Genomic DNA, 11,840 nt, shown 5'->3' with positions numbered 1-11,840 from the left:
CAATCAGCCGACCGGGGCCGGGCTGCCCGGCATATTGTCCAGCGCCAGCCCGCCCTCGATCGAGTTCGGGACGCGGCGGCGGTTGGGGGACCCGAGCGCGGCGGTGAGATCGGTTCCGTCGTGTTCGGCGAGCAGATCGCCGCTGTCCCACACCAGCAGCGTCGCGCTGACGGTGTTCTCGGCGGCCGAATGCGCGAGATCGTAATGCGCGCAGCCGGGGACGTGCGGATAGGTGATCCACAGGTCGTAGCCGGTCATGAACAGGTCGAGGTCGAATTGCACGCTCAGGCCGAGCAATTCGCTGCGGCCGTTGTCATCGACACCGGCGAACGCCTCGTCCAGCGCGAGCAGGCGCGGCGCCTGCGGATCGGCCGAGTCGAGCATGACGTGCGCGGCCGCGAACAGCGGCAGATGCAGCGAGACCGACTGCTCACCGCCGGAGAGCGCACTGTGCCTGGCCACGGTCAGCTTGTCCTCGCTGCCGTCGGCGGAGATCAGGGTGAAGGAGAATACCCGCCAGGTTCGGTAGTCCAGTGTCGCGCCGAGGATTTCAGGGTAGGAACGTTCCGGGTGCGCGGCGCGCGCGGCCCGGATCTCGGCGGCGAAGTGGGCGCGGATGGCCGCGAGATCATCGGCGCCGAGCGAGGAGGCGTCGCGATCCAACAGTTTGCACATGGCCCGGGCCGCATCCGAGAGCGAATCGGCGAGCACCCAGTGCACGCCGATGGTATTGCCCGAGGACATGCGGCGCTGCTTCATTTCCGCACCCATGCGGGCGATGAGATCGCGGGCATCGCTGGTGCGTTCGTAGATCTGCTGTGCCAGGCCGGTGAGCAGCGCGTCCTCCAGGATCCGACGTTCGGCGTCGGTGAGCAGTAGTTCCTGATCACGGCGGGCGGCGTCGATGCGGGTGGCGAAATCCGCGAGTGCCGACAGCCCGTTGTCGTCCTGTACCTGGACCACGGTCAGGCCGTCCGCGGCATCCCATTGCAGCCGATAGTCACGGCCGGAAGCGGCCAGTGCGGCGTCGAATTCCTGCAGTGCTGAGGTGACCGCACTGCGGGTAGATTTGCGGGCCGCCTCGCCCGCCCGCACGGAAGACGTTGCGGCGGTGAGGTTGTCGAACAGTTCGGCGACCTCATCGGGCAGCACCCTGGGTTCGGCCTCCGGTCCGGCCGCCGAAATGCGGTAGAGCAGTTGTTCGGGGGTCGACCAGGCGGCGTCACTGCTCGGCCAGCGGCTGTCGGCGGGTGCGCCGAGCAGGGTGAGCAGATCCGGTTGGGCGTAGGGCGCGAGGGCTTTCACATCGGCCAGCACCTCGGTGAGCGCGGTGCCGAGCGACTCGTGCGCGGTGCGGTAGGCCGCCTCCGCATCACCGACCGCCTCGATCGCCGCATTGGCGGCCTTGCGGGCGGCCTTCTGCTCGGCCCTGGTCGCCTCGATCTTCGCCCGCGCCTGTTCGAGTTCGCGATCGATATCGGCGGCGCCCGCGCCGAGCGCCTCGCGCAGGGTTTCGAGTTTGCGCAGTTGCTCCTGGTAGCCCGCGTTGGCAGCCTCGGCCTCTTCGGCGAAGGCCTCGGCCAGATCGCGGGCCTCGTCGAAGCGATCCGAACCTTCCCGTTCGCGTTCGCGCTCCCGTTCGTGGTCGGCGCGCAGGCGCAGCAGCCCGGTTCCGGTGTTCTCGAAGTGGCGGATGGCGGCGGCGAGCGCATCGATCTCGCGGGCGTCGCGGGGCGTGCGGTGCGCTTGGGCGACCGAGCGCAACTTCTTCTCGACGGCCGAGGCCTCGGCCACCGCTTGGTCGAGGTCGCGTTCGGCCTGGGCGACCGCTTCGGTGCGTGAGCGCATCATGCCCGCGGCTTCGGAAACCGCACGCAGGGCGGCGGTGACGGCCGAGGGGCGCGGTAATGCCTTGGCGGCCGCGGCGATTCGCGCGAGTTCGGCGCTCGCCGCGGACTCATCGGCCTGCGCCTGCCGCTGCGTCTGCTCCGCGGCCTCGATCGCGGCGGCCAACTCGGCGAGCCGGATTTCGCGGCGCTTGGCGCGGGCGGTGGCGCCGATGAATTCGGCATCGGGTTTGTGGTGGCGGCCGATCTGGACGCCTTGGCGGAATCCGCCGGTGGTGCTCACGCCGACTTCGGTGCCGAGGCCGGAGTCCTCGTCGTACAGGGCGATGGAGGCGAGCAGGTCGGCGACAGTTTGCTTCGGCACCGTGAGCTCGGCCGAATCATCTTCCACGACAAGAACATCGGCCAGCGTTCGACCGGATGGCCGCGCAGAGGTAGGCAATGGCACCAGGAACTGGTCGGAAGTGTATTCCGGCCGTTCGGATTCCGCGCAGACCCAACTGTCGAGCAGGTCGGCGGCGTGCAGGGCGGCCTCGATGCCCGCGGCCTGCGCTGGTGTCACCGAATCGGCGAAACGCACCAATCGCCACAGCGGCGCGCCGGGACGGTCCTCCGCATTCCGTGCACGAGCGGGCGAAACCGGTGGGGCCTCATCACGTTGGGCCGCGACCTCATCGCGTTCGGCATTGAGTTCGACCAGCCGGTCACGGGCCAGCGCGGCGACGGCACGCGCTTCCTGACGGCGGGTGCGGATGTCCTCGAGCAGCGGTTCGGCACGTTCGGCCAGAACCTCGGAGAGGCCGGCGGCCTCATCGGACCCCGCGGTGGCCAGAGCGGCATCGAGCGCTTCGAACAGGCCTTTCTGAATCGGGGAGTACACCGCACGATGCGCGTCCCACCAAGTGCGCAGTGCGCTACCGGCTTCGGTGCGCGCCAGCACAACGGCCGCCTCGGCGGCCGAGACCTCGGCGGCGGCCGATTCGCGCAGCGCCCTGGCCCGTTCGGCGAGCTGTTCGGCCCGATTCCGTTCGGCCGTAGCGGAATCCAGCAGACCCAGCGCCTTGCGGACCGCGCGCACGTCGGCGTCGCGTTCCTCGGCATGCCCGCGAACCGCGGCGGTCAGCTGATCACCGCGGGCCTGATCGGCCGATCCGGCCCAGGTGATACCCGCCTCTTCGGCGGCGGCCCGCAATTCGTCCTCGCCACGGGCCAGCGCGGCGGCCGCATTCTGTACCGCCGCCTTGGCACGCTCTGCCTCCTGGCCGCGCTGATCCAGGGTTTGCCGGGCCTTGAGCGCCTTATCCTTGTGCACACCCGCCGAAGTCTCCAGGCGACGGACCGCGTCGGCGAGATCGTCGAGTTGCTGTTTGCCCTCGTAGGCGCTGGAGCGCTGCAGGGTTTCCCGGTCGGAGAGCGCTTGTTCGTATGCGCGGTCGGCGTCTTCGGCGCGCGCCTCGGCGGCGGTGCGTTCGGCCTCGCGACGTTCGCGCAGTGCGGTGGCGGCGAAGAGCGCGGTGCTGGCGTGGGTGACCGCATCGAGACGGGTCCGCAGCTGATCGACATCGGTCTTCGCCTGTACCGCAAGGTATTTGCGATACACATCGACGAAAGACCTGGTGGCGGTATCGGCGTGGACCAAGCCCTCCAGGGTGCGCCCGACCTCCTCCATATCGCTGAACGAACGCGCGGCGTCCAGGATCAGCTGTTCGTCGAGCGGGCGCAGACCATCGGTCAGTGCCTGCGAAAGTCCGCGCGGATCAAGGTTTTTCGCGAGCTGCGGGCGACGCAGCGTGAGGATGAGATTGATCAGCTGGTCATAGCGCTGGGTGCCGAGACCGAACATGCGTGCATCGATGGCATTGCGGTATTCGACCGGTCGATCGACGATGGCGTCGGTGCCGATCTGTTCGGCCAACTGCTTGCGGGTCAGCGGACGGTCGTCCGGGCCGATGAGTGAGAAGTCCACGCCCGCACGGCCGTCGGCGACGAAGTACCAGCGGGTCACCTTGTCCGAGGAGCGGGTGGCGCGCATACCGATGCCGATGGTGACGACCTCGGGATCGTCCCATTTACCGCGCGCGAACTCCATCCACACATACGAATACGCGGATTCCTGCTTGCGGTACAGCAGGTTCGACTTCATGGTGCGCTCTTCACCCGCGAACGGGTTGAGCCTGCGCGGTTCGATCCGGCCGTCGAGCACGAATGGGAACAGCACCTCGAGCGCCTTGGTCTTACCGGAGCCGTTGGGCCCGCGCAGTACCAGCCTGCCGTCGGCGAAGCAGTATTCCTGGTCGCGGTAGTCCCACAGGTTGATGATTCCGGCGCGGGTCGGGACGAACCGCACTCCGCCATGGATGAGCGACATGGTTTAAATCCCTTCCGTACCAACGCTGTCGGCCCCGAGCGTGTCGGAGGCGGTGACGAACAATTCGGCCGCCCGTCTGGTGCGGACGGTGACGACCGCGCCACGGTAGCGGGCCAGTGCGGGCAGAATGATCAGACCGTCCTCGACCACCTGGACCAGCCGCAGCCGTTCCATCAGGGCGGTCACCTCCCTGGTCAGCCCGGGAACATCGGCCTGCCACTGCGCGGCGAAGGTGACACCGTAGCGGTCGGTCAGGGCCTGCACGGTCTCGGCTACCCAGCTCGCCTCGACGAATGGATACGTCGCGCGGACATAGGCCATCGCCTCCGCATCGGGATCGGAAACCTCTTCCCACACTGCTGGATCGGTCGATGGGAGATCGGCGAGCGGCACGAATACGGTGGACTCCGGGATGGCACCGTCGAGCTGCTCGGCCAGCGCGACCGCCGGATCGGGTGCGCCGGGACGAACCGGCACCGGATTATCGATATCGAGTACCCGATCGGCGATCTCACCGACCAGTAGCAGCGCCACCTGCGCCAATGTTCCGGTGCCCGGGAAACGGATATCGGAGAGACGTCCGGAGACATCGATCAGCGCGACGCCCTCCGCCCGGCGTTCGGCCCGCAGCCCGGTGAACAGTTCGACATCCGCGACGACCCGATCCTGCTGCAACAGCGGACGTTCCGCATGGGCCAAGTCCTCGGCGTACACCACCGGACGCTCCACCAGACTGCGTCGCACCCGCCGAGCCGCATCGGCGGCATGCGCATCAGCGGCCGGTCCGTGCGCGAGCGCGTCCTCGGTCAGCAGACCGCGGACACTGTGCAGATGCTGCAATGCACGCGGCGGTCGGAACAGTGCGAAGACCACCGGCCGGTCGATGTCGTACAGCGCTTCACCCGCCTCCGGATCGGCGGCCCAGCCACCCGCGTCACCGTCGGCCAGGGTCAGCGCACCCCGGTGCGCGAGCCAGCCGACGGCATCGACGAAGGCATCGCGATCGGCGGCGCGGTCGGGTGAAAGTTCGAGGCCGTCGACCCGGCCGGTATAGGCGGCGACCTGATCGGCCAACTCCGACAACGTGATCTGATCGCCCGCGCGGCCGAGCGCCGCCAGCGCCAGCGCCAGGTATGCGTAGCGGCGGCGATCGAAGACACGGTCGGTGACGGAGCGGGCCGGTTTGCCGGAATCGAGCCGATCGATGACCGGGAACACCCGAGCCGTCGTTTCGGTGACCTCGAGCCGGTAGCCGAACAATTCGGCCAGGTCCTCGCGGAGTTCGGTGGCCCAGCGGCGGATCAGCGGCAGCGCGATCCGGTCCGGATAGGTCCGGGTCACCAGGTGATTGGCCAGGATCACCCGGGCGGCGCGCTGATAGTTGTCCAATGCGAGCGAGTCGATGCGGCGGGCGTTGATCACGCGCGCCGCCCGCGGGTCGATTGCTTGACCTCGAGGCGGCGGTTGTTCAAATGCAGCAGCCCGCGCGCCGTGCGAACCACCGTCGACCCCGGATGTTCGGAGACGGTGAGAGTGACGCCGCTATCGGAACCGGTGGTGCCGTCGATGCGACCGCTGACCGGAACCCAGGCGGTGGATGCGGCGTCGAGCAGGCGCAGCAGCACCTCGGTCTCCCGTTCGTCGAGGACGCGCTCGTGCACCGGCGCGGCGGCCAGGGATTCGGCGGCCTGGGCGCGGGCGCGCTGCGCGTCGAGCTGCGCCTCACGGAGGCGGCGAATTCCCGCGTCATTGCGTTGAATTCGGGCGGGGGCACCGGCCTGCGGTGGCCTGCCCGTCTCGGCGAGGGTGCGCGAGATCTCCAATGGCGGCGCCTCCCACCAGGAGCGAATCGCCGGAATCAGATCCGCGTCCGGATGTTCCAGCGAAATATGACGCGGCCTGCCCAGACCGAAGACGGCATCGAAGAGCGCATGCGCGCTGTCGGTGCTCGGTGCGGCGGTGAACCAGCCCGCGAGATGCCGCAGCGCCGATTCGCGACTCACCCCGCCCTTGCGTGAATCGGTGACCCGCCGCAGCAACGACAGCACGGCGGCGATGGCGCTCATGGTCGCCTCCCGCAGCCGATCCGCCTCGGTCGAGGACGATTCGCCGGGAATATCGGAGGCGGTCGCGACGAACCAGGTCCGCAGCCCCTGCCAGCGCGCGCGCCAATCCGCTTGCCGCTCGGCCGGACTCAGCAGTACCCGCTCATCACAGCGCGCCGCCCGCTCGATGAGTTCCTCGACGCCGGTCTCCTCGATCTCGCCGATCGCGGCGGCCAGACGCGGCGCGAAGCGAGCCAGATCCATGCTGAACTCGCGCATATGCGCGAGCAGCGCGTCCTTGTGCGCCAGAAAGGACTCCGGCGTGATCTCGGTGGTGCGCACCATATCGCCGAGCGAGAGGTAGAAGTGCGCGGCCCGCGCCGCCATATCCGAGAGTGCGGCGTCCAGACGGCGCAGTGTCCGATACACACGCTCCGCATCACCGGCCTTATTCGCCTCGGCAAGGGTACTGAGGTCCGCGAGCAGTTCGGGCAGGACCAGTCGCGACAGCGCCGCCTCGTCGAGCCGCGCCTCGAGCACACCCGCGACCGCCCGGTATGCCTTGAATCCGGCCTGTGTCAGCTGATACACGTAGTGCCGATTCCGATATTCCGCGAGCGTCGCGGCGCGCGTGCCGTCATAGCTGCGTTCGACCACACCCCACTGATGCAGCTGATCCAGCAGCGGTCCGATCTCCGCGCCGGTCAGCTGCGGGGCATCGGGTGCGCTGCGTTCGATCCAGGTCGCGACATCGTCGGCATGCAGCAGCACCACATATGCCGCCCGCGCACTGTCGAACGCTCGCAGCACCCACAGATACTCCGCCCGCTTCTCGGCCGTGGCGAAGGAGAACAGCCGCAACCGCTCATCCCACAGCGCGGGGGCGGCATACGGCAGGCCGTCAACGGAGTCGGTCACCGGGAACAGGGTAGTAGCGGGTCGGTCGCGGGTGTCGAGACCGACCCCCATTCGGCGTGGCCGCGTCCGGTTTGCCCCTGTTCGCCACCTGGTGACTCACAGGTCGAACCGGGCCCGCAGCCCGATCTTGACCCGCTCGAGTACCTCCGAGGTGAGATCACCGACCTGCTCGGTGAGACTGTCCTTCGGCACGATGGCGATGTCGTACAGCGCGATCACCTGTGAACTCCGCGGCATTGCGACGGTGAGCAATTGATGGCGGGACGGAACTTCGCGTGCCTCGCGCACCGGCGCGGCCACCAGCATCGGCCGTTGTCGAATCACCACATCGGAATCCACGAGCACCACCGTCGCGCGGCGTCCGGAGATCCGGCTGACGAGATTCCAAATCTGGCCTTGGTGCGTGGGTTCAGCTGGCACGGCCGAACAATACTTGTTCGGCAGTCTGCTCGGCGTCCTTCGCCCATTCGGTTCCGGTGCTGTCGGGCAATGCTCGGAGTTCGTCGTCGAGCAACTGCCTGCGCACCGCCTTGGAGATGTAGTCGCTCAACTTGTCGTCGGAGGCCGCACGGAGACGGGCCGCGAGATCGTCGTCCATCGAGATGTTCAGGCGCACCGTCATACAGCAGACTTTACAGCGGACACCGCACATAGTGCTACAGATACGTGCACTACCTGCGGAATCACGTCGGCGGCAGTAGACGCCGGAGGAAGGTCTTGCCCTGTTCGAGCAGAGCGTCGATACGGGTCGACCCGAGCGGGTGCGGGTCGGCGACGGCGAGCACGCGCCCCAGATTGGCCAAGGCGAATTCCAGATCGCGCAGGCCGCGCGGGCTGGCCGGATCGGTTTCGAGGAGGTCCTTGGCGATCGCGAGGGCCTCACGGTAGACCCCGACGGCGGTGTCGTAGTCGTGTTCGCGTTCGGCGGCGTCGCCGATGGCCCAGAGGATCAGACCGACATCGCGGTGCAGTTGCAGATTCTCCGGGTCGGCGGTGGCCAAGCGGCGGGCGATGGTGAGTGCCTCGGTATTGTGGCGGAACGCGAGGGTGAACGCGCCGGTCGCGACGGCGACCCTGGCCAGTTGGTGGTGCGAGATGCTCAGGTCGCGCTGCTTTTCGGAATTGGTGGGGTCGGCGGCCGCGAGTTGTTCTGCGAGGGTGAGCGATCGGGTGTAGTGGTGGTCGGCGGCCAGATAATCGCGGGTGCGGATGGCCAAGTCGCCGAGCTTGTCATGGGAGATGCTGAGGTCGCGCTGATTTCGGGCATTGCCCGGGTCTGCGTCGGCGAAGCCGCGGTGGATGGCCAGTGCTTGGGTGTAGTGGGTCGAGGCCGTGCCGAGTTCGCCGAGTTGCAGTGCCGCGTCGCCGGATCGGTTGAGTGCGATGGCGAGGTCGCGGCGGTATTCGGCATTGCCGGGGTCCTTTTCGGCGAGTTCGCGATGGATGGCGAGGGCTTCGGTGAAGAAGGTGAACGCCTCCTCGGGAGTTTCGTACAGCAATGAGGTGTCGCCGATCTGCTGCATGGCAATGGCGACATCGCGGGCGATTTCGGTATCGCCCGGATCGGCCATCGAGAGTTCGGTACTGATGCGCAGCTTCTCGAAGTAATGCCTGCTCGCGGTCTCGCCGTGCCCCGCGCGCATGGCGAGATCGCCGAGTTTGCCGTGTGCGATGGCCCGGCCGCGCCGGGATTCGGCGGCGTCGGGGCCGGATTCGATGAGACCGCTATGCAGCGTGAGCGATTCGGTATAGAGGTACTGTGCGCCGTCGAGATCGGCGGTCAGTACGGCCAAGTCGCCGAGTCGGGTGCAGGCATTGGCCAGGTCGCGGCGCAGATCTACCCGGGTGGGGTCGTTATCGGCGAGGGCGCGTCGGATGGCCAGTGCCTCGGTATGGTGGGCGAGGGCCGCCGTGAGATCGCCGGTGCGCACGGCGATATCGCCGAGGCTCTCCAGTGCGCGGCTGAGGACCTGCTGCATATCGACGTTGTCCGGGTCGGTATTCGTCAAATGCCGTGCGGTGCGCAGGGATCGGCTGTAGTGCTCGCGTGCCGTGCCGAGATCTCCGGCCAGCATGGCGAGTTCACCAAGGGTGTCCAGGCCGATGACGAGTGCGCGTCGGGCATCGGCACTGCCCGAGGCCGATTGGACCCTGGCCCGTAGCACCTCGACCAGCGTGCACTGCCGATCGGTTGCGGCACGGAGGTTTCCGGTCCGGCGCAATGCCCGCACCTCGCGGTCGCCGAGCTCGAGATAGCCGGGAGTGTCGGTCGGCAGGGTCGGCATGATCTCGCCGAGTAGGGCGGCGACCTGCAACTGGTCCAACTCGCGGCAGAAGGGGATGGCGAGTTCGGTGAGTTCCGCGTGCCGGCCCGCGGCGAGGAGATGTCCGCACGCTTCGCTGTAGTCGTCGAAATCACGGAAACCAGCGGAGATTCGGGCGATACGCATCGCGTGGGCTCGATTGTGGCGATGAACCCGATCGGTGCCCTGGTGGGCATCGAGGGCCTGGGCGACCCACGGATGCACGAGATATCGGTCGTCGTCGGTGGTCAACAGCGTCAGTCTGAGCAACGTATCGATGGCCGCCATCACTTCGCGGCGCTGGTCTCGTGTCGTGTCCGCGCCGAAGCGGGCATGGGCGATGTCCAGATCGCGCAGCGGCGTCCGCGAAAGCGAAATCTGCAGCAGTAGTTCGCGTTCGGCGGTATCGAGCAGGTCGAGCAGTGCATCGACGAGGATGTCGCGGGTGCCGAGCACCACTGCGGTATCGAGGCTTTCGGTCAGGGTACGGTCCTGGTCGAGATCGACCGCGTGTTCATCTGCCAGCCGGCACAGGCGTTCACCGACCGGACGCAGTGTGCCGTCGCCACCACGCAATAGCGCGTCGACGAATTCGATGAGCCGAGGGTGCCCACCGATAGTCCGCGCGACCAGCCGCTGCTCCTCCGCGCGCAAACCGCTGATCTCCGGCAGCCGCAAGAACATTCGCTTCAATTCGGCAGGACTCAGCGGAGTCAGGCCGACCTCCGTGAGACCACCGGGAACCGGATAGCGACAGGTGACCAGCAATCGTCCGGTCCTGGCAATCCGACACAACTGCGAAAACTGTTCGGCGAAACCGGGATCCAGAAATGCCGCACCGCCCGGTCGGGTCAGATTCTGCTCGAAATCATCGAAAAGCAATAACATTCGGCTCCCCGCCAGCAACCGATGGACATGCTTCAGCGCCTGCTCGCCCCTGTCGCGGGCGAGCGCATCGGCTACCGTGCGCAATGCCGGGTCATCCCCGATCGCCGCGCGGACCGCGTCACACAGCGCGGTCGGATTCCATTGCCCCACATGCTCGGCGATATGCCAGCCGCGTTCGCGCATGCGCGCGGCCACGCGACCGGCCACCGCGGTCTTCCCGAGTCCGCCCATCCCGGTGATCACCACACCCGGTCGCCCGCGTGACGAGTCCAACGTGCGGACGATTTCGCGCACCGGCCCGCGACGGCCGATCAGATATCCGACCGGCAACTCGCGCACCGTCGCCCCGCTCGGTGCTTGCGTCCGGCGCCCGAGCGGCCGCGGCGGCGCCGTCGGATGCCATAGTGGCCGATCCGCGACACCGGTCAGCAGTGTCGGCACGAACCATTCGGGCGGAATCGATGTGCCATCGGCGAGTCGTTCCTGTTCGAGGGCATGGCGCGCCTGTCCCAACGCGAAGGCGACCGACCCGGTCGGATGCGCGGACAGCATGGCGTAGAACGACTTCGCCAACAGCGTGGCATACCGGTCCGAGACCCGCGTCTGCATGACCAGTACCCGCTCGACACCCCCGCCGATCAGTGTGCGCGCCAAACCGGCGGGCCCGCCGTCGACACCGCCGCAACTCGACAACACCACCAACGGCAGTGCCCGTTCCGAAGCACGCAGCGCGGCAACGAGATCGGCGGACTCGACCACATCCGGATCGCCGTCCTCATCCTCCAATTCCAGATTCGTCGCCGATCCGTGCGCACTCAGATGCAGCACATGGAACTCCTCGGCCCGCAATGCCGCGGTGATCTGCTGCAGCGAAGCGACTTCCAGAATGCGCACACCGCCGCCACCCGCGGTCGGCACCTGCGAAACGGCATCGAGGATCGCCTGCATCTCCGCTTCCACATCCAATGCCGCATTGGCCGTGCGGGTCTCGGTCGGCGCGGCGACCGCGGCAAGGATCTTCAACGGTCCCGGTGCCAGGACGGGGGTGTGCCGCCCGGTACCCGAATACCTGCGAGAGATGGCTACCGTCGGCCGGGTGGCCAGGGGCATATCGTCGGCGAGCACCAGCATCTCGTAGGGGAGCAGCATCGTGTCGTCGTCGACATCGAAGACCATCTCGGTATCGGAGCCGTCCACGAGCCGCGTCAACTGCCTGGTCGTGCGCGGCTCGAACAGTGCGTCACGCAGGGCGGTACCGATCTGAACGACCGTTCGCCGCACCGTCTCCGGTTGACCACCGATCGCATCCCACGCGCACGCCACCAAATCAGGTAGTGGCGTTACCCGTTCACCGATGGGCGCACCCGCCTCGAACACTGTGGTGCGTAGCGACTCGTCCGCATCGCGACGCACAATGACGCGAACCCGATTCATCGCCCACCCCTTACCGCTGGCGATGAGTCAAACGTAC

6 protein-coding genes are annotated in these 11,840 nt (G+C 67.6%); all 6 read right to left on the bottom strand.

The window, feature by feature from the left end; translation table 11 throughout:
- Positions 1–3: 3 nt before the first annotated feature.
- The 6 genes from ACQP1T_RS22560 to ACQP1T_RS22535 all read right to left on the bottom strand — a co-directional run bounded on the left by ACQP1T_RS22560 (position 4) and on the right by ACQP1T_RS22535 (position 11,803).
- Positions 4–4,215 carry a TIGR02680 family protein gene (locus ACQP1T_RS22560; protein WP_433755020.1) on the bottom strand — a complete coding sequence of 1,404 codons (4,212 nt, stop codon included), beginning with the start codon at positions 4,213–4,215 and terminating at the stop codon, positions 4–6.
- 3 nt (positions 4,216–4,218) lie between these two features.
- Positions 4,219–5,634: a TIGR02678 family protein gene (locus ACQP1T_RS22555; protein WP_433762317.1), complete on the bottom strand. Its 1,416-nt coding sequence runs from the start codon at positions 5,632–5,634 to the stop codon at positions 4,219–4,221.
- Positions 5,634–7,121: a TIGR02677 family protein gene (locus ACQP1T_RS22550; protein ID WP_433762315.1), complete on the bottom strand. Its 1,488-nt coding sequence runs from the start codon at positions 7,119–7,121 to the stop codon at positions 5,634–5,636. The genes ACQP1T_RS22555 and ACQP1T_RS22550 overlap by 1 nt, the downstream gene beginning before the upstream one ends.
- Positions 7,122–7,274: 153 nt before the next feature.
- Positions 7,275–7,598 (bottom strand): hypothetical protein, encoded by a 324-nt coding sequence (locus ACQP1T_RS22545; protein ID WP_433755019.1) that lies wholly within the window; start codon positions 7,596–7,598, stop codon positions 7,275–7,277.
- Positions 7,588–7,800, bottom strand: coding sequence for a hypothetical protein (locus tag ACQP1T_RS22540; protein ID WP_062989304.1), 213 nt, complete (start codon positions 7,798–7,800; stop codon positions 7,588–7,590). The genes ACQP1T_RS22545 and ACQP1T_RS22540 overlap by 11 nt, the downstream gene beginning before the upstream one ends.
- A gap of 61 nt (positions 7,801–7,861) precedes the next feature.
- Positions 7,862–11,803: a CHAT domain-containing protein gene (locus ACQP1T_RS22535; RefSeq protein WP_433755018.1), complete on the bottom strand. Its 3,942-nt coding sequence runs from the start codon at positions 11,801–11,803 to the stop codon at positions 7,862–7,864.
- Positions 11,804–11,840 lie beyond the last annotated feature (37 nt).

The sequence above is a fragment of the Nocardia sp. CA-135398 genome (assembly GCF_050955845.1).
GTDB lineage: Bacteria > Actinomycetota > Actinomycetes > Mycobacteriales > Mycobacteriaceae > Nocardia.
The sequence above is the reverse complement of the archived record's forward strand: the minus strand, read 5'-3'. Positions and strand labels throughout refer to the sequence as shown.

What these genes read in the sequence shown, in the direction of transcription:
- ACQP1T_RS22560 (WP_433755020.1), bottom strand. Translation starts at nt 4,215, where the DNA reads ATGTCGCTCATCCATGGCGGAGTGCGGTTCGTCCCGACCCGCGCCGGA.
- ACQP1T_RS22540 (WP_062989304.1), bottom strand. Translation starts at nt 7,800, where the DNA reads ATGACGGTGCGCCTGAACATCTCGATGGACGACGATCTCGCGGCCCGT.
- ACQP1T_RS22535 (WP_433755018.1), bottom strand. Translation starts at nt 11,803, where the DNA reads ATGAATCGGGTTCGCGTCATTGTGCGTCGCGATGCGGACGAGTCGCTA.